Here is a 25,203-nt window from a genome sequence, read left to right as displayed (position 1 = left end):
GCGCCTCCAGCGCCAGGGTCAGTTTCAGGGCCAGGGCCTGCAGCCTGGGAGAGGGCGGCATATCCTCTTCCGATGCCTTGCCCGCCCCTTCCCCGGAGAAGAGACGGCCGTCTCCCGGATCATTCCCGCTCATCCTGCCTTCCTCCCTCCGACGTTTCTACCTGGCGTTGTATCATATCCACCAGCTGCCGGGGATGGAACGGTTTCACCAGCCGCGGCACGGCGGCGAATTCCTCCGAAATCCCTCCGGCCTGGTAGCCGGTGATGAAGAAGAACGGCACCGACTTGGCCGCCAGGATGCGAAGGATGTCGTCGACCGGCTTGCCCCGCAGGTTCAGGTCCAGCACGGCGCAGTCCAGGTCCTCGTCGGCCCAGGCAAGCGTCACCGCCTGTTCGACCGTTCCCGCCGGTCCCACGATGCCGGCGCCTTCGCTGCGGAGGCATTCGCAGACATCCTCGGCGAGGAGGAAATCGTCCTCCACCACCAGGACCCGCAGCCCGGCAAGCGCCCCGCCGGCATCCGGCTCATCTCGGGGGGTCTCCATCGGTCCGGTCGCTCCTGTCCAGCTGCATGTCCTCGGAAAGAGGCAACTCGATGTTGCACCTCAGACCTTCGGAACCCAGATCGAGCCGCCCTGTTCCATTGAATTCGTAAGGCACCACCTTTTCGATCAGGTCCGAGCCGAAACCGCGCCGCTTCGGCGGCGGCACCTCGACGCCCTCCTCGACCCAGGAAATGACCAGCCGCGGCGAGGTTTCGGGGTCCGCGACCTGCCAGGACACGGTCAGCCGGCCCTGGTCGGATGACAGCGCACCGTATTTTGCGGCATTGGTCGCAAGTTCATGGATGGCCAGGCTCAGGCTCTCGGCCGCCTTGCCGGACAGGGTGACATGCGGGCCTGCAACCGACACGTTGCCCGGAATCCGGGCGCCCTGCGCGATCAGTTCGTTGGTGAACAGCTCGGCCAGGTCCAGCCGCGCGCCGGGGGCGCTGGTCAGGATGTTCTGGGTGCGGGCCATGGCGGTGATGCGGCCGCCCAGTTCGCGCTCGTAATCCTCCACCGTCTCGCTGGTGCGGGCGGTGCGGGTGGCGATGGAGCGGACCAGCGCCAGGATGTTGCGCACCCGGTGCTGAAGCTCGTGCAGCAGCATCTCCTGCCGCTGCTGCAGCGCCAGCAGTTCGTCCACGTCGGTGGCGGTGCCGAACCATTCCACCGGCTGGCCGGCATCGTTCCGCACCGGGCTGGCCCGCAGGCGGAAGCTGCGCCAGTCGCCCGCGTCGGCGTTCCACAGCCGGTGGTCGACTTCCAGCTTTCCGGTCTCCGCCGCGGTCGCCCATGCCTCGCGCACGGTGTCGCGGTCGTCGGGATGCACGGCCTCCAGCCAGCCCTGCCCCAGCGAGGCCTCTTCGGTCTGGCCGGTGAACTGGGTCCATTGCGGGCTGCTCCACGTCCATTGCCCGCCGTCCACCGCCCGCCAGACCAGTTGCGGGATGCCCTCCACCACCGACCGGAAGCGGGATTCGCTTTCGCGCAGCCGCTGTTCGGCCCGCGACAGCGGCGTGATGTCGAGGAAGGTGATCACCACCCCCTCGATGACATTGTCCACGCTGCGATAGGGCAGGATCCGGGTCAGGAAGCGCGAGCCGGATTGCGGGCTGGCGGTTTCCCGCTCGATGGTGCTGAGCGTGCGGATCACCCGCCGGGCGTCGCCCTCCAGGTCGTCATAGGCGATCTTCTTGGCGATGTGGTGGATCGGCCGGCCCACGTCGCTGTCGATCAGGTGCACGATGTCGGTGATGGCGGGGGTGAAGCTCTTGATCCGCAACTCATTGTCCAGGAACACCGTGGCGATCTGGGTGCTTTCCAAGAGGTTCTTGAGGTCGGAATTCGCCCGCCCCAGTTCCTCGACCCGATGCGCAAGCTCGCCGTTGACGGTCTGAAGCTCCTCGTTCAGCGACTGCAATTCTTCCTTCGAGGTCTCCAGTTCCTCGTTCGAGGATTGCAGCTCCTCGTTGACCGACTGGTATTCCTCGTTCGAGGCCTTCAACTCCTCGTTGGTGCTTTCCAGTTCCTCTATCGTCGCCTGAAGCCGCTCGCGGGTGATCCGCAGTTCCTCTTCCAGCCGGCGGACAGTCTCGTCCTCGGCGCTGGACAGGCGGGCGCTGGCGAACTGGTGCGCCTCGTCCTCGTCCGAGACGACATGGCCGTCCTGCAGGATCACCGCATGGCGCCGCGGATGGCCGGGGCCGCCGTCCAGGGGCTCGATGGTCAGGGTCACGAACATGGTCTTGCCGTTCTGCCCCACCCGCAGCCCGTTGACCCGCACCGGCTGGCCGTCGGTCTCGATCCTCAGCAGCGCGGCGCGCAGATCCATCCGCAGGTCGCGGTGGATCAGATTGAACACGTTCAGCGTGGCGATCCCGGTCGGCGGATCGAGATAGCGCCCGGTGCGGCCCGAGAAATGCAGCACGTCGTGGTTCTCGTCCAGGATCAGATAGGCCGGCGCATAGCGTTCCATCAGCCGCTCGGCCTGCTTGGCGACGGCCGAGCCGTTGGTGAAGGCCGGCCGGGGCAAGACCGGGGCATCCATCGGCGGGCGCACCCCGGTTGCGGCCGACAGCGGAAACTGCGGCAGCACGCGGTTTATCGTCTCGACCTGGCGGAAGATGCGGAACCGGCGGTCCACCGGCGCAAACAGCTTGCCGTGGCGCGAGACGTTCTCGGAATTGCCGAGGAACAGGAACCCGCCCGGCTTCAGCGCGAAGTGGAACAGCGGGATGACCCGGTTCTGCAATTCCGCATTCAGGTAGATCAGCAGGTTGCGGCAGGACACCAGGTCCAGCCGCGAGAAAGGCGCATCCTTGATCAGGTTGTGCTGCGAGAAGATGCACATCTCCCGCAACTCCTTGACGATGCAATAGGTATTGCCCTCCTTCACGAACCAGCGCGCCAGCCGCTCGGGCGACAGTTCCTGCACCGCCGAGGCGGCATAGCGGCCGACCCGGGCCTGCGTCAGGGCGCGGCTGTCGATGTCGGTGGCGAAGATCTGGATATGCGGCACCGCGTCGATCCGCGACATGTGCTCGCGCAGGAGGATCGCCAGCGAATAGGCCTCCTCGCCGGTGGCGCAGCCCAGGACCCAGACCCGGATCTGGTCGCCTGCGCCCTTGCCCTCGAACAGCCGCGGGATCACCTCGCGTTCCAGCGCCTGAAATTCCTTCTGGTCGCGGAAGAAATGGGTGACGCCGATCAGCAGGTCGTTGAACAGGTTCTGCGCCTCTTCGGCATCGGTGCGCAGCACGTCCAGATAGGCCTCGACCGTCTCGGCCTGCGTCACCTGCATCCGCCGCTGCACGCGGCGGAAGAAGGTGTTGTGCTTGTAGCCGTGGAAATCGTGGCCGGTGCGGTTGCGCAGCACGGTGGCGATCTTCTTCAGCTGCGGCCCGGCCTCGGCCACCATGTCCTCGAAGCTGTGGGCGGCCTGCTGCCGCCGCCGCTTCAGGTGATGCGCCAGCACGCGGCCGGCGACCTCTTCGACCGGGCCCAGGAAATCGGCGATGGCTGCGGCCGTCCGCGGCGACTGGTCGTGAAGCTCTTCGGCATCCTGCGCCCCGCTCCGCTCGGCCAGGGTGAAGCCGCCCAACTCCTTGATGGCGGTGGTGCCAAGGGTGCCGTCGCCGTGGGTGACGCCCTCCATGATGATGCCGACCGCACGGTCCTTCTGGTCCTCGGCCAGCGAGACGAAGAAGCTGTCGATCGTGCCCCGTTCGCCGGCCGGCTCGGGCGCCGCCCGCACCCGCAGCCGCCCGCCGCTGATCGTCACCCGGGCGCCGGCGGGGGCCAGCCAGATGCCGCCGGGCTCCAGCGCCATGCGGTCCCGCGCCGCGGGCAGGCTGCCGCCCGCCGCCGCGGTCAGGGCGGCGAGATCCTCTTCGGCAAGCGCCTCGCCCTTTTGCAGCAGGATGACGGCGGCAAGCTAGTCCAGCCTGCCCGCCATCTCGCCGATCAGCCGGGCGAGGTTCCAGGTCTTCAAGGCCGAGGCGCCGATGCCGATGATCCCGCGCAGGACTGTCCCTTCGGCGGCGGTGCTTTCGCCTGAACCTTCCCGGCCGGTCTCGCCGCTGTCGTCGTTCATTCGCCTCTCCAGCCCGCGATCCCCTGCTTCGCCCTTCCTTATACCGCGCCCGGCTCCATGGGGCCACGACGTTCCGCCTCGTCCCCGTCTTCCGTCTCGAAAGCCGCGCGTTTCTCGATCTGCCGCAGTACGGCCGTCCGCAGCACGTCGGCGTAAGAGCGGTATTCGGCCGCCCGCGTCTCGTAGGTCTCGGCCATGCCTGCCCGCCCGGTGGTGGAGGCATCGCGGCCCATCCGCTCCACCAGCGCCGCCCGTTCCTCGATGATCCGCAGCGCCACCCGCATCGCCTCGTCCACCTCGTGCTCCTGGCGGGTCATCAGGGTCTTGCCGTCATAGGCATGTCCCACCTGGCAGCGGAAGCGGACCGACTTGTCGCCCAGCATCTCGGACAGCACGCCGCCGCAGTCCGGACAGGTCAGGGCCGTGGGTTTCGACAGCCGGGCGAAGGCCCCGCGGTCGACCGCGCCGCCCGCCGCGATCTCGACCTCCAGCGCGATGTCGGCCGGCGGCGGCTGCGGCGGACCCGGCGGCTGCGCCACCAGTTCGCGGATGGAAAAGGCCAGGTCGGCGGCGTGGGCACTGCGATCCACCGGGGCGGCTTCCAGCGCGGCCAGCGGCATTTCCCGCGCCTCCGCCTCCTGCGGGGTCTGCACCAGCGCCATGCCGCCGCAGCGCTTGATCGCGGCCAGCCCCGAGGCGCCGTCGTTCAGCATCCCGCTGAGGATGACGCCGATCGCCCGCGGGCCGTAGGACAGCGCCGCCGAGCGGAACAAGGGGTCGATCGCCGGCCTGACCAGATTCTCGCGCGGCCCGGTGCCCAGCCTGATCCGCCCCTCGAGGATCAGCAGATGGCGGTTGGGCGGCGCCAGATAGACATGGCCATGCCGCACCTCCTCGCCCTCCTCGGCATGTTTCACCCGCAGGGCCGAGACGGCCGAGGACACGGTGACGAAGATGCCGGTGCTTTCCGCCGGAATGTGCAGGACCACGGCGACGGCGGCGGGAAGGTCCGCGGGCAGCGCGGCAAGGATTTCCTTCAACGGCCCCACCGCCCCGGCAGAGCCGCCGATCACCACGAGATCCCGATTGGCGAATACCATGGCCGTCTCCTCCTGCAGACCGATCAGCGGCCGGATGGTCGCGGGGTCCGGTCAGGACAGGGTCAGGCTGCCCGGAAGTGAACGCCGGAAAGCGCCATCTGTTCCAGCCCCCAAACGCAAAAGCGCCCCCGGAGGGGCGCTTTTCCGAAGATCGGCAGGGGGTCAGCTCAGCGCCTGGAATTCCACCCGGCGGTTCTCGGCCGCCTTGGGGTTGTCCTTGTCGATGAGGAAGCGCTTGCCCAGACCCATCGCCTCCAGCCGGTCCGGCGCGATGCCGCAGTCCGAGACCAGCCGACGCTTCACCTCTTCGGCGCGCATGAACGACAGCCGCTCGTTGTAGGCGTCCGAGCCGGCGGCGTCGGTATGGCCCATGATGCGGAACAGCTTGATGTCCGAGGCCTGCATCACCCGGCACATCTGGTCCAGCACCGGCTTCTGGTCGGCCTTGATCACCGCCGAGTCGTAGTCGAAGCTGATGCGGACGTTCACCTGCAACTCCTCGGGCAGCACGCCGACCTGGGTCGGGTCGATGCTGGGCGGGGTGTCGTTGCCCGCCACCTCGACCAGCCCGCCGGAAGTGTCGGTGCCCGGCGTGGTGTCGTCGGTGCCGGCGACGATGACGGTGCTGTCCTCGCCGCCGGGATCGCCCAGTTCGGGGCCGGTGTCCGCGACGTCCACCCCGGCGGGGGCGTTGTCCAGGTCCTCCACCGTCACGATGGAAAGGCCCCGGGTCGATCCGTTGCCGGTGCGGACCGCGGTATAGGCCTCGCGCTGGACGAGGAAGCGTTGAAGGATCTCCTCGTCCGTCAGCCCCTGGGCGGTGACGGAAAGGGATGAAGCGGCCAGCGCGACGGCGGCCAGCAGAAGGGCCCGGCAATGCATGTAATACACCCTAAAATTCCAGTTAAACGCCTTGCCATCCTATGCTAGCCTGAAGCTGTTTTCAATTGCCGCCATTCCCGCAGGCCGTTCACAATGACTTGGGATTTCAGACTTGCCTTGCATGGGCCGGGGCGGGAGAGGGCGGGATGAACCAGCCCACGACCGTGGTGCCGAAACCCTGGAACACCGCCATGCCCCTGCCGAAGGGCCACGCGCTGACCCACCGCGGCTGTGTCCGCCCCGCCAACGAGGACGCGATCCTGGCCGATCCGGCGGGCATCCTCTGGGCCGTCGCCGACGGCATGGGCGGGCATGAGGGCGGGGCGATGGCCGCCGATCTGGTGGTGGACAGCCTGGCCGCCATCCGCGACGACGCCCCGCCGGCCGAGGCGCTGGAAGCCGCGATCGAGACCGCCAACGCCCGGGTGCGCGAGGCCGCCGCGGCGCGGGGCGCGCGGACGATGGGGGCGACGGTGGTGGCGCTCTTCATCCAGGGCGGCATCGCCCATGTCGCCTGGGCGGGCGACAGCCGGGCCTATCTGATGCGCGGGCGGCGGCTTCGGATGCTGACCCACGACCATACGCTGGTGCAGGACATGGTGGACCGCGGCGAACTGGCCCGCGATGCCGCCGAGGGCCACCCGGAGGCGCATATCATCACCCGCGCCGTGGGGGCGGCGGACGAGATCGAGGTCGATCACTCCGCCGTGCCGCTGCTGGCGGGGGACCGGCTGCTGCTGTGCTCGGACGGGCTGCCGCGTTGCGTCTATGAATCGGTGATCGCCCAGCTGACGGCCGAGGGGCCGGATGCGAAGGCGGCGGCCGAGGCGCTGGTCCGCCGGGCGCTGGACGAGGGCGCCCCCGACAACGTGTCGGTGATCGTGGTCGATCTGGTGGCGGGCTGATGGGACGCGGCACGCTGATCGGCCCGGTGATCGTCGCCATCGGCGTGGTGGTGGCGGCCATCGCCTTCGCCGTGGTCACCGTGCTGATCGACACCGCCGACAGCGGCACCGACCTGCGGCTGCAGCGGCTGGAGGAGACCGTGGCGCGGCTGGAGGCGGCGGCGGTGGAGGACCGCGCCCGCATCGAGGCGCTGACCCAGGACCAGACCCGCCTGCGCGAGGACATGAGCCTTCTCGCCAACCGAGCGCCCGTCCAGACCGTGGCGCCGGTCGAGGACGGGCAGGAGGTGATCACCACCGACCCCGCCGCGCTGCTGCCCGACGAGGATTTCGAGAACCCGCCGACCGAGGACCTGACCGAGCAGATGATCCTGGCGAAGACCCGCTTCAACAAGGGCATCACCCAGCCGCGCAACAGGACCATGCTGGAAATCCTCGGCCAGCCGCGCGAGGGCTACAACACCGAATGCCAGGGCGTCACCAATCCGCGCCTGAAGGCGCTGCTGGAGACCCGCCAGATCGGCCCGATCAAGGTCACCATGCTGAAGCCCGCGCTGGACAGCCTGGAGCGGGTGATGAACCGGCTGAAGGAAACCGATCCCGACATCTATGCCAAGGTCGGCACCGCCGGGGCACTGTGCGTCCGCTTCATCCGCGGCTCCTCGACCTCGATCTCCAACCATTCCTGGGCCACCGCCATCGACCTGACGCTGGAGGGGCAGCTGGACGGCTTCGCCGATGGCGGCACCCAGTTCGGCCTCTTGATCCTGGCGGAATATTTCAACGAGGAAGGCTGGTTCTGGGGCGCGGCCTACAACCGCGAGGATTCGATGCATTTCGAGGTGGGCGAGGAAACCCTGCGCAAATGGCAGGAAGAAGGGAAGCTCTGACCCCATGGCGGGGGAAGGCATCATCGACCGCGCGGCCGAGCCGGTGCTGGCCTTCGCCGACAGGCTGGCGGGGGTGCGGGACGAAAGGCAGTCCGACCTGCTGAAGCATTCCGCGGTGCTGCTGGACCGCTTCACCGTCACCCTGCAGCGCGCCGGCATCCCCGGCCCCGCGGTGCCGCCGGCCCGCGCCGCGCTGGCGCTGATCCTGGACCAGAAGGCGCGGGAGAACCGGCAGATCGACGTGACCCGCTGGGGGCCGGAGGCGCGGCGGCTGCTGTTCGAGGGGCGCGAGGTCTCTTCCGCCGACCTGGCCGAATACGTCCGCCGCGCCGGCGAGGCGCCGGAGCATCGCCAGAGCGTCGCCTTCGTCACCGCCTGCCTGGCCCGGCTGGACAGCGGGCGGCGGGCCTTCGACACCTCGCCGGTGGCGGCGAACTGGACCGGGATCGTCGCCGTGCTGGTGGCGGCCTACCTGCTGGCGGTGGCGGGATGGGGGGCCTGGGTGGAATGGCGCTTCCACCGCGACCTCGCCGCCGCCTTCGACGCCCGCGTGCTGGAGATCGGGCTGGACCGCGCCGGCCCCTTCCCCGACCTCGCCCCCCGGCTGGACCGGCTGGCGGCCGTGACGCGGAACGCAGCCGGGACACGGGAGAAGGCGCCGATCAGCCTCTTCGCCGGGGTCCTCGGCTACGACGCGGCCGCCCATGCCGAAGCCGCCTATCAGGACGCGCTTCAACGCCATCTGCCGCCGCTCCTCTCCGCCGCCATCGACCGGGCGCTGGCCTCCGAGGGCGAACCGGCCGCCGCCTACGACACGCTGCGGGCTTGGTCGGTGCTGTCGGGGCAGGCCGGATGGCAACCGGACTGGCTGGCCGGATGGGCCGCCGACCGGGCCGGGGCCGACCCGGCGCTGGCCGGCCTCGCCCCGCATCTGGCGGCGCTGGACCCGCCCGCCGCGCCCCCTGCCCCGCCGGATGCGGAACTGCTGGAGCAGGCCCGCGGCATCGCCGCCGAGGCGCCGGAGCCGGACCGCGCCTATCTGGAACTGCGCCGCTCGGCCAATGCCGCCGCCCTGCCCGGCTGGCGGCCCGACACCGCCGTCCCCGGCCTCTCGGTGATCCTGCGCCGCAAGTCGGGCCTGCCGATGGAACTGCCGATGCCGGGGCTCTATACCCAGGCCGGCTGGGACCACGCCCGCAACTTCGGCGCCGGGCTGGCGGTGCAGGCCGCCCGCGACCAGGCCGCGAGGCTGTTCCCCGCACCGCCGAAACCGCAGAACGACACGCCGGACGTGCTGATGGACCGGCTGCAGGACGACACCCTCGCCCGCTGGTCGGACTATCTTGCCGACCTGCGGGTGCGCGAATTCACCACCCCCGATTCCTCGGTCCGCATCTCGGGCGAACTCGCCCGCCGCTCCTCGCCGCTGGAGGCGCTGCTCCGCGAGGTCTGGCTGCAGGCCGGCGGCACCGACCGCCGCCGCAGCCACCCCCAGCAGATCGAGATCGCCGCCGTCTTCGGCCCGATGGTCCAGTATGTCGAAGCCGGCCGGATGCAGGAGATCGCCACCCTCTTCGCCGGGCTGAACGTCGCGCTGGCCGCGCAGGACCGCGACGACGAACGCGGGCAGCAGCGGCTGATGTCGGTGCAGGACCGCGCGGCCTCGGTCGCCGCCCTTGGGGTGGCGCCGAGGGTGGTGGTGCAACTGGTCGAGGACACCCTGGCCCAGACCGGCGCCGAACATGCCGACCTCTTGTCGAACAACCTGACCCGGATCTGGCAGACCGAGGTGCTGGAAAGTTGCCTCGCCGTCACCCAGGGCCGCTTCCCCTTCGGCGACGGCGCCGATGCCGACCCCGAGCAGGTGCAGCGCCTTTTCGCGCCGGGCGGCACGATCGACCGTTTCGTCAAGGCCCGCGCCGCGCAGATGCTGGACATGACCGACACCCCCTGGCGCTGGAAGCCCGAGGCGCGGTTCGAGGGGCTGAACCCCGACTCCGCCGTCTTCCTGCAACGCGCCACCGAGATCGGCACCGGCCTCTTTCCCGACGGCCGCGCCGGGTCCACGCTGACCCTCTCGGCCCTGGCCGAGCGCGGCCGCGCCTTCGTCAGCCTCGGCGGCAACGGCGGGCCGGTAGAGGCGGCGACCGACAGCCTGGTGCTGGCCTGGCCCGGCGCCGACCCGCAGGCCGGCATCGAGGTGGTGTTCAACTCCGGCGCCGGCGAGGCGCGGCTGGCGCAGCCGGGCTACTGGGGCCTGTTGCGGCTGCTGGCGCCCCTGCGGTTGCGCGACCGCGACAGCGGCAAGCGCTTCCTGGTCGACCTGAAGGCCGACCAGTCGCGGCTGTTCCTGGAAATCCTGGTCGACAAGCCGCAGAACCCGATCGCGCTGCGCAAGCTGATGCAGGGCTTCGCCTGCCCGCCCGTCCTGTAGTTCCTCGTCCGTCTTCGACGGCTCGTCGCGGGCGGCGTCCTGCCGATGAGCCGTCGAAGACGGGCGAAGAGGCCGCAACAGGCCGGAAGGACCGGAATTTCACACGCGCCAAAGCCTGCGAATCCGTCTATACTCCCCCGGTATTTGCACCGCCCCCTTTTCGACGGCCCGCTTCATCCAGGGATCATCGCCTTGCCGCTTCATCGTCATATCACCGTTTCCGTTCCCGCCATCGAAGCCGAAGTGTTTTTCGCCCGGATGGAGGGCTGGGACGAAATCTCCCGCCCCTTCGCCTACAGCCTGCTGATCTCGACCAAGGACATGGAGTTGGACCCGCTGAAGGTCCTTGGCACCAAGGCCGAGATCAAGGTCGAGGGCGAGACGCCGCGCACCTTCCACGGCCATGTCGCCGACATGGCGCTGGAGGACATCCGCGACGACCTCAGCTTCTACCGCCTGACGCTGCGGCCCTGGCTGTGGTTCCTGTCCCTGGACAGCGACAACCGCATCTTCCAGGAGAAGACCACCCCCGACATCATCGAGGAGGTGCTGAAGTCCTGGCCCGAGGCGAAGTTCAAGCTGAAGCTGCAGGCCCGCTACGAGAAGCGCGAATATTGCGTGCAATACGGCGAAAGCGACATGGACTTCATCCAGCGGCTGATGGAGGACGAGGGCATCTTCTACTTCTTCACCCATGACGACGACGGCCACACCATGGTGATCGTCGACGGCAACGAGGCGATGCAGCCGGCCGAGGGCGGCGAGACCGTGCCCTACGAGCCCGACAGCCGCATCGCCTATGACGAGGGCGACTTCATCACCCAGTGGATCCCGAAGTCCACGGTGCGGTCGGGCAAGTTCACCCAGACCGACTACGACTTCAAGAAGCCGGCCTTCGACCTGATGACGCTGACCGAATCCCCGGTCGGCCATGCCCAGGACAAGGGCGAGGTCTACCATTACCCCGGCCGCTACCTGGAGCTGTCGCCCGGCGACGCCATCGCGGCGCGGCGGCTGCACGAATTGCAGGCCGACAAGCACCGGATCGCGGCCAAGGGCACGGCGAGGCACCTGCGCTCGGGCAATGTCTTCAAGCTGGAGCTGTTCCCGCGCGAGTCGGAGAACCGCGACTATTTCGTCATCCGCGCCGACTACAGCATGTGGGACGAGGAGCTGCGGGCGGGCCAGGGGCAGGAGGGCTCGGGCTACGAGGTGCGGCTGGACCTGGCGCCGAAGGACGTGACCTTCCGCCCGCCGCGCCGGACCCGCAAGCCGCGGATGCAGGGGCCGCAGACCGCGGTGGTGGTCGGCCCGGCGGGGGCGGAAATCTTCTGCGACGAATTTTCTCGCGTGAAGGTGCATTTCCACTGGGACCGGCTGGACAAGCGCGACGAGAACTCCAGCTGCTTCGTCCGGGTCTCCGCCGCCTGGGCCGGCGCCGGCTGGGGCTTCATCCAGATTCCGCGCATCGGCCATGAGGTGATCGTCGACTTCCTCGAAGGCGACCCGGACCAGCCGATCATCACCGGCCGGGTCTACCACGCGCAGAACACCGTGCCCTACGGCCTGCCCGACAACGCCAGCCAGTCGGGCTGGAAAAGCTGGTCCACGCCCACGACGGGCGGCTACAACGAGCTGCGCTTCGAGGACAAGGCCGGAGCCGAGGAGGTCTATTTCCAGGCCGAGAAGGACCACAACGAACTGGTCAAGAACGACGAGACCCGCACCATCGGCCACGACTGGGTGGAAGACGTCGGCCATGACGCCACCCAGTCCATCGGCCATGACCGCACCGAAAGCGTGGCCAACGACAAGGCGGTCAGCGTCGGCAATAACCGGACCGTCTCGATCGGCGTCAACGACGACGAGACGGTGGGGTCGAACCGGACGCTGACGGTCGGCGTGAACGAGACGATAAACATCGGTTCCAATTCCACCGAGACCATCGGGGCGAACCACAGCCAGACCGTCGCCATCGCCCAGACCATCACCGTGGGCGCCGTGCGCACCGACACCGTCGGCGCGGCCGAGATCCGCACCGTGGGCGCCGAGCAGGTCAACACCATCGGCGGAAGCCGCATCGTCACCGTCGGCAGCGACCAGACCCATACCATCGGCAGCGACGACAAATGGACCATCGCCTCCAACCAGTCGGTCGGCATGGGCGGCAACCAATCGGTCAAGATCGGCGGCGGCCAGACCCTGGATGTCGCCAAGGACCAGACCAATACCATCGCCGGCGGGCAGACCACCAAGGTGGCGAAGGACACGCTGCACGACATCAAGGGCGCGCTGGCGGTGAAATCCGGCAAGTCCATCATCATCGAGGCGGCCGATTCCATCGTGATCAAGACCGGCAAGGCCGCCATCTCGATGAAGAAGGACGGCACCATCAACATCGAGGGCAAGGACATCACCCTGACCGGCTCGGGCAAGATCAACGTCAAGGCCAGCAGCGACGTGACGGTTAAGGGCTCGAAGATCAAGAACAACTGAAGAGGCGGTCCAGCGCCTCCTGCGGGTTGCCCGGGTCGCAGGCCGCGGCGGGCCGGCCGCGGGACCAGAGCTGCATCGACCCCGAGGCGGAGCCTTCCCCCGCCGCATCGGGCGGCGCCAGCCCTTGCAGCCTTTCGTCCAGTTCTTCCGGCATGAGGCCGTCCTCCTGCGCCCTGCGCAGCAGCGCGAAGGCGGCGTCGCACCAGGGATCGAGCCCCGGCGGGCCGGGCAGGTCGGCAGCGATCAGGAAAGCCGCCAGCGGAAAGCGCCGCCCCACCCGGTCGGCGCCCGGCACCGCGACGCCGGCCGCGACCCGGCCGCCCGAGGCCAGCCGCAGCCGCAGGCCACCCTCGGGCCAATCCTCGCGCCGCGCCAGATGACGCGCCGCCCAGCCGTCCCAGAAGGCGGCGAAGCCCGAGGGCAGGCCGCGGGTCAGGAAATCGCCGGCGACGGGCAGCTTCCCGTGGAAGCCGGTCATCCCCTCAGCCATGGGAGGCCCGCAATTTTCCTGGAAGAAAATTGCCAAATTCCTTCCAAGGAACTTGTGCTGGCCCTAGAATCCCTGCGGGCATTTGAAGTTTCCGAACATCGTCAGGTCGAACGGGTTCTCGACCGAGGCCGCCCGCAGCTCGAACCGCGCCGAGAAGCCGCCGGAGGACAGCGTCAGGCTGAACAGCTCCGGCAGATCGGTCTTCTTCAGCTTGCCGCTGATCATCCGCAGCCATGCCCAGGCCCCGGTCTCCGAGGTCAGGATCTCGCCGGTGCCATCCACCGGCGAGAACGACAGCGAGATCAGGTTGGTGCCGTCCTTGCCCGGCCAGGTCATCGCCTGCGGGCGGGTGGCCGAGTTGAAATAGACCAGGTTCTGACCGTCGAGGTTCAGCGTCACCCGCGCGGCATTGGCCGACAGGTCCTTCGGCTCCAGCGTGAAGGCCATGATCGGGCCGGCGCCGCCGGGGAACAGGGCCTCTCGGATCGACCGGGCCTGCTCGAAGGGTTGCAGGCTGGCGGCGGGCAGGCCGAAATCGGCGCGCCAGCTCCATGGCCGCACCGTGGTGTCGACATATTGCAGCAGGTGGGTGTTGGTGAATTCGTCGATCAGCCCGCCCGGCCCGAACAGCCGCTGGAAATCCGCGGTGTTCACGTCGATGGCCGAGCCCCTCTCGAACGGATAGCGCCCGGCGGTGGCGCTGGTGCAGAAGGGCAGCACGTCGGCCTTCCAGCGCGCGTTCAGCTGCGCCACCACCGCATCGCGGGTCACGGAGATGGTGTCGCCCGCAAGGCCGGTCAGCCAGTCGTCCACCGGATCGGGCAGGATCGCCGCCACATTGGCCAGCTGCCCGGTCAGCTGCGGCAGCCCGCCCCGGGCCAGCAACGCCGCCTCCGGGTCCGGGCTGGCGGCCACGGTCTGCAACTCGTTCGCCAGCGCGCCGAGCGCGGTCTCGGCATCGGTGATCAGCGGCGGCACCCCGTCGACCTCGTTGATCGTCGCCTTCAGCGGCGCGAAATGGTCGGCGATGGTCTTGCCCGGTGGGTCGGCGGGCGGGCCTGCGCTATCCTTGCCGACGCCGATCTTGTCCGCCGCCTTGTCGGCCTTCGAGATCAGCGACCCCAGCTTGCCCAGCCGTTTCGTCGCCGCCTTGACCAGCCCGCCGGTATCGGCGCCCTCCTCCGGCTCGGGCGGCACCGCCATCAGGTCGGTCTCGGTCACCACCGCCCGCAACAGCCGCTTCAGGGTGCTGTCCGGGCTGGCGAGGTCCTTCAGATTCGCCGTCGCCACCGTCAGGTCGGTGATCGGCGCCAGCCTGATGTCGCGCAGGAAGCCGTCCCATTGCGCGATGAAGTCGTCGGAATAAAGCTTCAGGATATCCTGCTCCAGCGCCTCGACCGAGGTGTCGCTGCTTTCGGCGCAGCCGCCGGTGAACACCGCCCGGTCCAGCGCCGCCTGCGCCGCCACCTCGGGGATCAGCGGCAGGATGACGCTGTGGAAGCCCTCGTAGGTATAGGCCCCCGGCAGGCCGATCCGCAGCGTCTTGCCCGACAGCCGCGTCAGCACCTTGGTCGCGTTCGGCCCCGCGGTCTCGGCCGGGATCCATTCCGGCAGGCCGGTGACGTTCGGGTCCTGCATCAGGCTGTTGTAGGCCCGGACCGACAGCGGCACGGTGCAGATCGCCTCCAGCGCCTTGGCGACCAGCAGATCGTCGGGCTGGATGCGCTGCGCCGCCTCGTCGCCGCCCGCCCGGTCGATGGCGGCCAGCTGGTGCGCCAGCGCCGCCTCGGTCGGGAAGGGCGGGATCGGGGCGTGACCGGGCAGTTGCTCGGTCCACCAATAGGTCAGGAACTCGCGGTCGTAGGGGGCCTTGCCGGTCAGCATCAGGTAGGATTTCAGCGCGCCCAGCAGGAACTCGGGGTTCCTGATCTCGCGCCACATCGTCGCCTCCAGAAGCGCGACCATCCGCGGCTCCAGGATCGTCTCCAGCCCGTGTTCGTAGGCGATCCGCTGCGCCCGGTCGAGGTCGGTCCGCGCCGAAGGGCCGACCAGCGTCAGCACCGAGCCCTGCGCCGGGGTCCGCGCCGCCTCGATCTCGGCCATCGCCTCCAGCGCCACGTCCAGATCCAGCGGATCGGTCGGCGCCTGGCGCGAGGCCACGTTCGCCAGCCTTTGCGACAGGTCGGCGGTCAGCCGGGCCTGGTCGGCCACCACGCCGGACTGGTTGAGGTAGGAATAAAGGAACCCGAGCCCCGCCAGCGTGACCGCCAGCGCCGCGGCGGCGGCCGAGCCGCGCCAGATCCAGACCCGCCGCTCCTCGGCCGCGCGGTCGAACTGGCCGAGGCCGGCCTCGGGGAAGATCACCCCGGCCAGCAGATCGTGCAGGAAATAGCTGCGCTGCTCGCCCGCGGCGCGGCGCGGCGGCGGATCGGCGCGCAAGCCGTAGGCGCCTGCCATCTCGACCAGCATCCGGTCGATCGGGCTGCCTTCCTGCGCCGCCGAGGTGAAGTAGAAGCCGCGCAGCCAGGGCGCCTCTTCATAGCGGCTTTCGCCGAAGACGGTCTCCACCAGCAGCTTCAGCGCGCCTTCCAGGCTTTCGACCTGCGCCGGGAAGCGGAACACCTCGGCCCGCCAGGGCAGCGCCGCATCCTCGGCCATGCGGCTGGAGAGGCGGCTTTCCAGCCGGGCCAAGAGGCCGCGCAATTCCCGCGCGATCACGGTGCCCTCGGGGCGGGCGTCGGTGGGCAGCGTCGCGCCCCAGACCTGCTCGCGGTCGCGGCTGGTCAGGTCGGCGAAGAAGGCCTCGAAGCCGGGCACGAGGTCGGCCTTGGTGATCATCAGATAGACCGGCAGCTGGATTTCCAGCTTCTCGCGCAACTCGGCCAGCCGCTTGCGGATGGTCTTGCCGTGGGCCCGCAGCGCGGCCTCGTCCCCCAGCAGCTCCTGCAGGGACAGCGTGACGATCACCCCGTTCAGCGCGCGCTTGCCGCGGTGCTTCTTCAACAGGGCAAGGAAGCCGCCCCATTCCACCGCATCCACTTCCGGGTCGGAGGCCTGCTCGACATAGCGCCCGGCGGTGTCGACCAGCACCGCGGTGTCGGTAAAGAACCAGTCGCAGTTGCGGGTGCCGCCCACGCCCTTGATGTCGTCGGAAAGGTCGATGGGGAAATGCAGGCCGGATTGCCGAAGCGCCGTGGTCTTGCCGGTGCCGGGCGGGCCGATGATCACATACCAGGGCATCTCGCGCAGGAACTTCTTCGCGCCCAGCCGGGATTTCTTCATCTGGCCCAGGATTTCGGCGAACTTGGTGTTCATCGCCGCCAGGTTGGCCTCGCCCGGCCGGGCTGCCGCCACCTGCGGGGGCGCCGCCAGCTCGGTCACGAACATCCGGTTCTTCCGCGCCGCCCGCAGCTGCGCCAAGAGGATCGAGAACAGCCACAGGATCACCACCACGCCGATGGCGATCAGCCGGTTCAACTCCTCCTCCAGCGGGTGCAGGTCGCCGAGCGCCAGCAAGGGGCCGAACTGCCAGATCAGCGCGCAGAGCAGGATCACGCCGATGAAGACCCACAGCTTGCGGGAGATCAGGAAACGGAACAGGCTCTTGATCAGCCGCATCTCAGAGCCTCTTTTCGATCTTGATCTCGATCCGCCGGTTCTGCGCGCGGCCTTCCTTGGTGGCGTTGTCGCCCACCGGCTGGGTGTCGGCGCGGCCCTCCGACACCACCTGATCGGCCGGGACGCCGGCCGCGACCAGCAACTTGGCGATGGTGGCGGCGCGGGCCTCGCTGAGGCCCTGGTTCGACTGGAACGGATTGCTGGCCTGCACGGGGACCGAGTCGGTATGGCCGACCACGGTGATGCGGCCGATCACCTCGGCGTTTTCAAGGATCACCTGGGCGATGGCGGCGATCAGCGGCTGGTATTCGTCGCGCAGGTCGGCCTTGGCGCTGCGGAAGACCTCGGGGTCGGTGCCCTGCACCACCAGGACCGCCATCGACACGTCCTCGCGCCCCTTCAGGGCGGAGGCGGTCTCGGCCGGGGCCTTTTCCTGGAACAGGGGCAGCAGCTCGAAGGTCACCATCGGCTCCACCACCGGCACCGGCTCGGGCGGGGCATTGGTGTCGCGGACGGGGCGGAAGATGCCGGCGCGCTCGGCCGGCGGCAGGGCGGCGGCAGAGACGAACAGCTGCTCGGCCTTGTTGCCCAGTTGCAGCGACAGCCCGGTGTAGATCGCGGCGATCAGCGCCACCGCGGCCAGCCAGATGGTCCAGATCGGCACGGCGAAGCGGCGCGGCTCGTCCGGCACCTTCACCCCATCGGCATGGGGCGACAGCGGCGCGGCCAGGGTGTCGACGTTGCGCAGGGCCCGGGCGATCTGGCCGCGCAGCGCGGTGATCGTCGCCTCGCCGGTCGGCCCCTGCGGACGATACTGGCCGCGGAAGCCGAGGCCGAGGCAGAGATAGGCCAGCTCCAGCAGGTCCGGGTCGCGGTTGGGATGGGCGACCAGCTCCTCCAGATGGCGGAAGAAGCGGGTGCCGGCATCGACCTCTCCGGTCAACTGGGTGACGATGGGCTGGCGCGGCCAGTCGCTGTGCCCGCCCCAGGGGGTGTTCAGCGCGATGTCGTCGATCAGCGCGGCCACGAACCACGCCCCCTGATTGGCCCGGGTCAGCGGCTGGCCGAGCGCCACCGCCGCATCGCGGGCGTCGATCAGGCTGCCCTGCACCCTCTGCCGCAGCACTTCCGGCTGGGCCGGGGGATGCGCCCGTTCCAGTTCAGGCGCCAGTTCCAGCAAGGGCGCGAAGGCCGCCACCAGCGGGTTGGCATGGGGCCGCTGCCCGCGCGGCCGGGCCGGGGCCGAGGGAGCGAAGCCGGGACCGCCGCCGAAACTGCCGAAAGCCGGTTGCTGCGGCGGAGGCGGCGCCCCCCAGGTCTGCCCGCCCTGCGGCGGCATCGGCGGCAGCGGACGCGCCCCCGCCACCGGGCGGATGCGGGTCCGCCCTGCGTCGGAAGACAGGCCGAAGGGGTCGTCCTTGTCCGTCATGTCCTCACCTGCTGACCGCATAGCAGTCGATCTGCGGCTCGCTTTCCAGCTGGCCGGAGATGCCGATCACGAAGCCGGGGGCGTTCATCAGCTGCGCCCAATGCTCGGATTTCTGGTTCAGCTCCAGGCACAGTCTTTCGCCGTCGTAGGGAATTTCCCGCGGCTGGGAATGCAGCGGCTTCAGGGCGATGCCGGGCAGCCGCGACTTCCACAGCATCTCGAAGGCATCCGCCGCGCCGACCGTGGCCTGGTCGACGAACAGCTTGCGCAGGGTTTCTTCCGACAGGTTCGACCCCACCCGCAGCACGATCCGGCTGGTCTTCAGCAGTTCCGGGTTGTCGATCCGCACCTTCCAGATGTTCTGGCTGTGCTTCGCCACCGGCAGCGCCCGGCTCTTCGGCTCCACATGCCGCAGGGACAGCATCAGCGACCGCAGCGTGTCGGCCAGCGCGGAAAAGGCCGGCTGCGGGTCGGCGTGGTCGTAGACCGGCATCTCGGTCAGCCGCCGCGACGACGACCCGTAGGTCGCCATCCGCCCGGCCAGCGCGCCGAGTTCCTCGTAAAGCGCGCAAGGATGGATCAGGTTCTGCGCCAGCAGATGGGCGAAACGCGGGCGGGCGGAATTGGCCAGTTCCAGGATCAGCAGGTTCTCGATCGACCGCCCCGCGCCGCCGAGGACCATCTGCCCATGCGCCTCGGCGATGCGGTCCAGCCCCGTCACCACCTCCTGCAACAGCCCGGCATACCAGGACGCCGCGGCCACGGTCAGCGCCGGCGGCAGGTCGCCCTCGCGGATCGCGACCGAGCCGTCGGCGCGCAGCCCCTCCAGCTGCGCCAGCGGCAGGGTGACGAAGCCCGCCACCGCCTCGCCGGGGCCGAGGAGGCGCAGGTTCAGCTTCGCCACCTCGACCTCGGCCGGGTCGGCGCCGTTCCTCACCGTGTCGCGGACCTCGGAAATCTCGCCGCGGTAGCGCGCGCCCGAAGGCTCGGCATGGGCGGCGTCCATCGTCGCCACCCCCGGCTGCTCCACCGGGATCGCCAGATGCGCCCGCCCCGCCGTCCCCGCCGCCACCGGAACCGGCGGCGGCGGCGCGGCGGTTTCCGGCACCCGGAACGGGGTGCCGTCGGGGAACAGCCCCTCGGCCGAGCGGATCGCCAGTTGCCCGGCATCCAGCGCGGCGCGGTCGAACTCCAGCCGCGAGAACCCCCAGGGCTGCCAGGGCGCGGCCTGAAGGCCGGCCCGCATCAGCGCCTCGGCATGGCGGTCCTGCTGCTGGAAGTGCTGGGTGCGAAGGTAAAGCCCCTCGGACCACAGGACCCTGTTCGATCCGCTCATTCCCGTCTCCCGTCCCGGCCGTCAGGCCGCACTCATCGTCACGCCGCTTCTGGTCACCGTGACGTTGAAGGTAACACTTTCCGTGGCCGACACGGCGGCTTTCGCGCGGAAATTCTTGCCCGCCGGGTCGAGGTAGCCGGCGATGACGCCGATCACCGTGGTGCCGGCATCCAGCCCGATCGCCAGCGTCTTCGCCGCGCCGGCGGTCAGCACGATCTGGTCGGCCTTGATGAACTCGCCGCCAAGCGCGGCCTGCGGGTTCTGCAGCGCGAAGAAATCGGCGCCGTCGAAGGCGCCCGCGCTGCGCATCTGCACGATCTGCAGCGTCAGCGGCCGGTCGCCGCCGGAGCCGGCGTTCATTCCCGCCGCCCCCTGCGCCACGATGGTCACCACACCCGGCCCCGAAGGCGCGCAGGCGGTCAGCCCGAGGGCCATGCTTGCAAGCAGAAATTCACGCCGTTCCATTGTCCGTCCTCCTGGTTTCACTTTCGTAGGCTTCGCGGAAATCGGCCCCCACCTCGCCAAGGAAGCGGTCCTCCGCCGCCCGGGCGATCTCGCGGTAGCGGTCGGCATAGAGCTGCCAGAGCCGGGCCGGGCGGCTGCCGGCAACCAGCGCCTTCAGCATCCCCACATCCTCGACCTCGGCCTCGAAGACGGCGGGGTCGAAGCGGTCCACCATCCGGCGCAGCGCGGCCTGCAAGCCGCTCCAGCTGCGCTTGTGGTGGTCCATCAGGTCGCCGACCGAGGCGGCGATGGCGGCATCCGGGTCCAGGTAGCCGGGGCCCTTGGCGGCGACCAGCGCGGCCACCACCTCGTCGGCGCCGGCCAGGAATTTCAGCGGGTTGACGTTGGCGGCGCCGATCACCGTCTGCGCCACCCGCGCCGCCCCCTTCTCCTGCGCCCGCATCCGCAAGAGCTGCACCAGCCCCTCGGCCATGGCGCGGTAGCGGCGGCCGATGGCCTCGATCTCCTCGGGCGTGCCGCGGAAACCGGGCGGCGGAGCGATGCCCATGCCCTTCAGCAGCGCGGCAAGGGCATCCGGGTTCGCCGCGCCGGGCAGGGGAGGAGGAGGGGCGACAAAGGGATCGGGCGGCGGAGGCGCGACGACAGCGGCGGCAGCCGCCGGAGGAGCCGCGGGCGGCGGTGGAGGCGGCGGCAGGTCCGCGAAAGGATCGGCCAAAGGAGTGACCTGGGGCGGCGCGGCCGGCGGGGCGGCGGGCGGCGGCGGAGGAGTCGGCGCGCCCAGATCGGCGGGCAGGCCGAAGTCGCCGAAGTCGAAGCCGCCCGCCGGCGCCGCCCGCGGCGCGGGATCGGGCGCCGGCGTCACCGGGCGCGGCCCGTGTTCCATGGTGAAGGGATCGTCGAAGAAGGCGGGCGCCGCAGGCCGGGGCGCGGCCTCCGCCGCCGGCTCTGCCGCACGCGGCGCGTCGAACGGGTCGGGCAGCGAGGCCGGGCGCGGCGGCGGCGGCGCCTCGGGCCGCGGAGTGAAGAAATCGTCGCCGAAAAGCGCATCCTTCGGCGGCGGCGCGGCGGCGACCGGGGCGGCGGCGCCCTCGACCTCGACCCGGATCACGAAGTCGCCCAGCTTCAGCCGCATCCCCGGCGACAGCACCGCCGTCACCCCCTGCCCCAGCGGCGCGGGCGCGGCATCGAGGAACAGCCCGCCGCTGCTTTCGTCGGTGACGCGATACTGCCCGCCCTGCCCCATGACGACGCAATGCCGGCGCGAGACGAACATCTGCGGGTCTTCCAACTGCCAGCCGCAGTCCTCGCTGCGGCCGATCACCAGCTGGCCGTCGGCCAGCCGCACCTCGGTCCGCTTCTGCGGGTGGGAGAAGCTTTCCAGAACCAGCCGCAGCGTCATGTCGCGCCCTCCGTCATCCGGGCCGAGAAGCCGCGCATCACCCAGTCATCCGCCCGCCCCTTCGGCGGCCCGCCCAGCCAGCCGGTGCGCCCCAAAGCGGCCTGCCCCAGCCGCGGCTCCGGCACCTCCTCGCGCGCCAGTTCCAGCCGCAGGTCGTATTCCACATCCGCCCCGGCGACGAAGCGGATCGCCCGGCGGATCGCCGCCAGAGCCTTGCCGTCGCGGATCAGCGCCAGATAGCGCGGCAGGCTCAGCGGCCCCAACCTCAGTTCCGCCCGGTCCTGGCGCTGGAACACCCGCGCCCCGACCATCGCGCCGCGGCCCAAGCCGCAATGCGCCTGCCCGAGGCGGGTCTGCAACGGCGCCGGGATCTCCATCCAGTGGCCGACGAATTCCCTTATCCTGACCGGCACCTGCAAGAGGTCGGTCAGGTAGCCGGTCAGCCGCTCCACCCCGTTGACCTGATGGCCGAGCGAGGTCGCCTGCCGCAGCGCCAGGTCGGGGTCGGCGGTGCGCCGGTTGGCCTGCCGCAGGCCCGGCAGGCCCACGCCCGCCAGCGTCTCCAGCATCGCCATCACCCGGCCGCCGCCGTCATGCTCCACCCCCACCTCGGGGTGCAGGTCGCCCCAGGCGCGCCAGAAGAAGGCGATCTGCCGGTGCTGCAGCATGTTGACGAAATCCAGGAAGGTGGTGTCCGCCGTCACCCCGGCCGCGCCTTCGCCGAACCAGCGTTCCGACTGCCGGGCCATGATCCAGCGGGTCATGTGCAAGGGCATCGCGCCCTCGGGGCCGAGAAGCCCCAGCACCTCCACCTCTACCTTCGCGGGGGTCTTGTCGCCCGGCGGCGTGAAGCCGGCGACATCGCGCGTCGCCATCGCCAGCCGGGCGCGCTGGCCCAGCCTTGCGGGTTCCTTGTCCGGCCCGCCGGCGCGGCCGAAGCGCAGGCCCTCGCGTTCCAGCCGCCGCAGCAGCTCGAAGAAGCCGATCTCCTCGGGGTCGGGGCTGGCGAAGCCTAGATCAGGTCTCGGTTGCCCGGGCACATCGGCCATGACACCTCCTCCTGTTTCTGTTGCAGCCGGGTCTTCGTGCGGACGAAGGCGTTGATGCTGGCGTGGCGGGCGAAAAGCCGGCTGAGCAACGCCGACAGCAGCAGCACCGACCCGCCCGACAGCGGCCCCTCGTCCACATGCAGCGTGATCTCCACCCCCTTGCCGAGGCAGAGCGGGCCCGGCAGGTCCAGCCGCTCGATGATCTGGCGGCTGGTGACGCGGGTCAGCGACCGCACATGCCGGGCCAGCGCCGGATCGCCGCGGTCGGCGTAAAGTTCCAGCATCGCGCGCAGCGGTTCGGCGCCCCTGCTTTCCTCGGCCAGCGACAGGTGGTTCAGCGACAGCTGCCCGACCAGGCGCCAGGTCAGGTCGTCGAAGGCGGCCTCGCCGTCGCGGCCGACCTGCGGCAGGCCGGCGACCAAAGACGGCCGCGGGCGGCGCACCGCCGCCACCAGTTCCACCCGCGCCACCGGATCGCCGGTGTCCACCGCCAGCTTCGGGGTGTCGTCGAAGATCGGCAGGTCGCGGTTCGACACCAGTGCCCGGATGTCCAGCCGCTTCAGCGGCTTGACCTGCTGCACCCCAAGCGGCCGCGCGACCGAGACGAAGAGGTCGTCGCCGGTGTAGGAGGTGCGGGTCTGGCCCCGGCGCAACTCGTCGCTGCCCGGGCGGCGCGGGCGGCGTTCGGTGGTGTAGACCAGCCCCGAGCCCGCCGTGGCGGCAGGGGTGTAAAGCGGATGCAGGTCGGCCTGCGGCCCGTCGGCCTCGGCGTCGGACACCCGCAGCAGGCGGTGGATCTCGAAATCCAAGGGCCTTGTGCGGTCGGCATGGACCACATGCGCGGTGGCGCGGGGGTCCATCTCGACCACGTTGCATTCCTTCTCGAACAGGTTGACGACCGGCGTGGCGAACAGCCGGAAGTCCTTGGCCGAGACCTCGGAGATCGCCGGCGCCGGGCGGCCCATCGGCAGGATCACCTCCAGCTTCATGGCGCTGGCCTTCACCGCCGGCTGCAGCCCGGTCAGCCGCAGGGCGTGGAAACGTTCCGGCATCAGGAAATATTCCCGCATCAGCCGGTAGCCCTCGAACGAGGGCCGCAGGCGGGGCAGCAGCGCCTCGTCGTCGCGGATGCCGGTCAGGCCGGGCGGCGACGCCGGATGGAAAGGGGCGGCGGGCTCGGCCTTGCGGGCGATCACCGGCAAGGGCGCGGCGAAGACCGCATCGAAGATCGCGCCGGAACGCGCGCCGCCCGAGAACTCGATGTCCAGCCGGTCCAGCGACAGGTCCGACAGCGGCCCGGCCCCGACCCGGCGGAACACGAAGCGCAGCCCCGCCTCGGCGCCCTGCATCAGCCGGTCGGGCACCCCGGCCGCCGACAGCGCGCCGCGGTCCTGCAGGTAGTCCACCGCCTCCAGCGCTACCGGCCACAGCGTCACGTCCTGCGCGGTGGAATAGGTGACCCGGGTCGACACCCCCTCGCGCAGCGCGGCGACCAGCCTTGTGCCGCGCTTGACCAGATGGCCGTCGGCCATGGTCTGCACCTGCGGCCCGGGATGCAGCACCACGGTGGACATCGCCGGCGCCGGCCCGGCCAGATCGGGATAGAGCGCGTCGAGGATGCCGCGGACATGGCGCTGCCCCTCGGCATCCAGCTTCAGCCGCGTGCGCGCCGCCAGATAGGCCACGCCTTCCAGCAGCCGCTCGACATAGGGGTCCGGGCAGGGCACCGCGTCCAGCGACAGGTTGCGCGCCACGGTCGGGTGCAGGCCGGCGAATTCCTTCGACAGCTCGCGCACATGGGCAAGCTCGGCCTCGTAATAGCTCAGGAAGGCCCGGTCCATGGCTCAGCCGTCCTCGATCCGCGTCGCGGCGAAGCCGTTGTCGAGGTTGATCGTGGTCGACAGCCGCAGCCTTTCGGGCACCGGAGAGAGCATCAGCACGCCCTCGATCCGGACCTTCAGCCCGTCGCGGCCGCCGGTGTCCACCGTGACCCTGATGGTGTCGCGCTTCAGCCGCGGCTCGAAGGTGGCGACCACCTCCTTCAACTCGCGGCTCAGCACCTCGGGGTCGAAATCCTTGGCCCGGCGGCCCGAGAAACTGGGCACGCCGTAGTTCAGCACCGAGCGGCAGACGTGGGGGTAATCCGCCAGCACGTCCTGCAGATCCTCGGTGCCGCCGCGTTCCATGTCGGTCCACAGGAAGCGGGCCTGCAGGCGCTCCATCCCGAACAGCTCTTCCAGGTCGCGGCGCACCGCCTCGCGCAGCACGTCCGCCGTGACCACGATGCCGCGTTCCTCCAGGAAGGCGCGGCGTTGCAGGGCGGTCAGGAACTGGACGATCTCGCGCCGCTTGTCCTCGGGCAGGTCCTGCGCCTGTTCGACGGCGCGCACGCCGCCCTGCACCAGCGCCTCCAGCCGTTCGGCGCCGATGTCGGCGCCGATTTCCCGGCGCCGCACTTCGGTTTCGGAGGTCAGGCCCGGCAGGTCGTCGACAAGCCGGTCCCAGAGGCTGGGTTGAACCGCCTCGCGCCGTGCCGTGACCGTGACCGGACCCTGTGCCAAGCCCGTCTCCTT

Annotated in this window: 18 protein-coding genes; 4 read left to right on the top strand and 14 right to left on the bottom strand. The window is 70.1% G+C overall.

The annotated features are described in order from the left end of the window. Positions 1 to 119 precede the first annotated feature (119 nt). From G5B31_RS12730 to G5B31_RS12715, 5 genes are all read right to left on the bottom strand, one after another. Positions 120 to 545 carry a response regulator gene (locus G5B31_RS12730; RefSeq protein ID WP_165018228.1) on the bottom strand — a complete coding sequence of 142 codons (426 nt, stop codon included), beginning with the start codon at positions 543 to 545 and terminating at the stop codon, positions 120 to 122. Beyond that, positions 526 to 3,960 carry a CheR family methyltransferase gene (locus tag G5B31_RS12725; protein ID WP_346763916.1) on the bottom strand — a complete coding sequence of 1,145 codons (3,435 nt, stop codon included), beginning with the start codon at positions 3,958 to 3,960 and terminating at the stop codon, positions 526 to 528. Before G5B31_RS12725 ends, G5B31_RS12730 begins: the two co-directional genes overlap by 20 nt. A gap of 18 nt (positions 3,961 to 3,978) precedes the next feature. Continuing rightward, positions 3,979 to 4,137: a hypothetical protein gene (locus tag G5B31_RS21080; protein WP_205911926.1), complete on the bottom strand. Its 159-nt coding sequence runs from the start codon at positions 4,135 to 4,137 to the stop codon at positions 3,979 to 3,981. A 38-nt stretch (positions 4,138 to 4,175) separates the two neighbouring features. After that, entirely contained in the window at positions 4,176 to 5,237 is a 1,062-nt protein-coding gene (locus G5B31_RS12720; RefSeq protein WP_165018226.1) for a chemotaxis protein CheB, read from the bottom strand. A gap of 162 nt (positions 5,238 to 5,399) precedes the next feature. Next, positions 5,400 to 6,119, bottom strand: coding sequence for an OmpA family protein (locus G5B31_RS12715; protein ID WP_165018563.1), 720 nt, complete (start codon positions 6,117 to 6,119; stop codon positions 5,400 to 5,402). Between the two features lie 146 nt (positions 6,120 to 6,265). Between G5B31_RS12715 and G5B31_RS12710 the strand changes: the two genes are divergently transcribed. From G5B31_RS12710 to G5B31_RS12695, 4 genes are all read left to right on the top strand, one after another. Beyond that, the gene (locus G5B31_RS12710) at positions 6,266 to 7,024 is read left to right on the top strand and encodes a PP2C family serine/threonine-protein phosphatase (protein WP_165018225.1); all 759 of its coding nucleotides are present in this window, start codon (positions 6,266 to 6,268) and stop codon (positions 7,022 to 7,024) included. Continuing rightward, positions 7,024 to 7,914, top strand: coding sequence for a M15 family metallopeptidase (locus G5B31_RS12705; RefSeq protein ID WP_165018223.1), 891 nt, complete (start codon positions 7,024 to 7,026; stop codon positions 7,912 to 7,914). The genes G5B31_RS12710 and G5B31_RS12705 overlap by 1 nt, the downstream gene beginning before the upstream one ends. A 4-nt stretch (positions 7,915 to 7,918) precedes the next feature. Continuing rightward, entirely contained in the window at positions 7,919 to 10,348 is a 2,430-nt protein-coding gene (locus G5B31_RS12700; protein WP_165018222.1) for an ImcF-related family protein, read from the top strand. A gap of 192 nt (positions 10,349 to 10,540) precedes the next feature. Next, positions 10,541 to 12,844 carry a type VI secretion system Vgr family protein gene (locus tag G5B31_RS12695; RefSeq protein ID WP_165018220.1) on the top strand — a complete coding sequence of 768 codons (2,304 nt, stop codon included), beginning with the start codon at positions 10,541 to 10,543 and terminating at the stop codon, positions 12,842 to 12,844. Here the strand turns inward: G5B31_RS12695 and tagF are convergent. The 9 genes from tagF to G5B31_RS12650 form a co-directional block, all read right to left on the bottom strand. Beyond that, a complete protein-coding gene (tagF, locus tag G5B31_RS12690; RefSeq protein WP_165018218.1) occupies positions 12,831 to 13,334 on the bottom strand; it encodes a type VI secretion system-associated protein TagF in 504 nt (167 codons plus the stop codon). The genes G5B31_RS12695 and tagF overlap by 14 nt on opposite strands. A gap of 63 nt (positions 13,335 to 13,397) precedes the next feature. Next, positions 13,398 to 16,952, bottom strand: a complete 3,555-nt coding sequence (tssM, locus tag G5B31_RS12685) for a type VI secretion system membrane subunit TssM (RefSeq protein ID WP_165018217.1) — start codon at positions 16,950 to 16,952, stop codon at positions 13,398 to 13,400. Between the two features lies 1 nt (position 16,953). Then, positions 16,954 to 18,381, bottom strand: coding sequence for a type VI secretion system protein TssL, long form (tssL, locus tag G5B31_RS12680; protein ID WP_165018215.1), 1,428 nt, complete (start codon positions 18,379 to 18,381; stop codon positions 16,954 to 16,956). 4 nt (positions 18,382 to 18,385) lie between these two features. Then, positions 18,386 to 19,717: a type VI secretion system baseplate subunit TssK gene (tssK, locus tag G5B31_RS12675; protein WP_165018213.1), complete on the bottom strand. Its 1,332-nt coding sequence runs from the start codon at positions 19,715 to 19,717 to the stop codon at positions 18,386 to 18,388. 21 nt (positions 19,718 to 19,738) lie between these two features. Next, complete coding sequence (tssJ, locus tag G5B31_RS12670) at positions 19,739 to 20,182, bottom strand: type VI secretion system lipoprotein TssJ (RefSeq protein ID WP_165018211.1); 444 nt, start codon at positions 20,180 to 20,182, stop codon at positions 19,739 to 19,741. After that, positions 20,169 to 21,581, bottom strand: a complete 1,413-nt coding sequence (gene tagH / locus G5B31_RS12665; protein WP_165018210.1) for a type VI secretion system-associated FHA domain protein TagH — start codon at positions 21,579 to 21,581, stop codon at positions 20,169 to 20,171. Before tagH ends, tssJ begins: the two co-directional genes overlap by 14 nt. Beyond that, positions 21,578 to 22,630, bottom strand: a complete 1,053-nt coding sequence (gene tssG / locus G5B31_RS12660) for a type VI secretion system baseplate subunit TssG (RefSeq protein WP_165018208.1) — start codon at positions 22,628 to 22,630, stop codon at positions 21,578 to 21,580. Before tssG ends, tagH begins: the two co-directional genes overlap by 4 nt. Beyond that, the gene (gene tssF / locus G5B31_RS12655) at positions 22,594 to 24,471 is read right to left on the bottom strand and encodes a type VI secretion system baseplate subunit TssF (protein ID WP_165018206.1); all 1,878 of its coding nucleotides are present in this window, start codon (positions 24,469 to 24,471) and stop codon (positions 22,594 to 22,596) included. The genes tssG and tssF overlap by 37 nt, the downstream gene beginning before the upstream one ends. Positions 24,472 to 24,474: 3 nt before the next feature. Next, positions 24,475 to 25,191, bottom strand: a complete 717-nt coding sequence (locus G5B31_RS12650; RefSeq protein ID WP_165018204.1) for a GPW/gp25 family protein — start codon at positions 25,189 to 25,191, stop codon at positions 24,475 to 24,477. Positions 25,192 to 25,203 lie beyond the last annotated feature (12 nt).

The sequence above is a fragment of the Rhodobacter sp. SGA-6-6 genome, assembly GCF_011043545.1.
Classification (GTDB): domain Bacteria; phylum Pseudomonadota; class Alphaproteobacteria; order Rhodobacterales; family Rhodobacteraceae; genus Pseudogemmobacter.
Note: the sequence above shows the minus strand (reverse complement) of the source record. Positions and strands in the feature narration are given on the sequence as shown.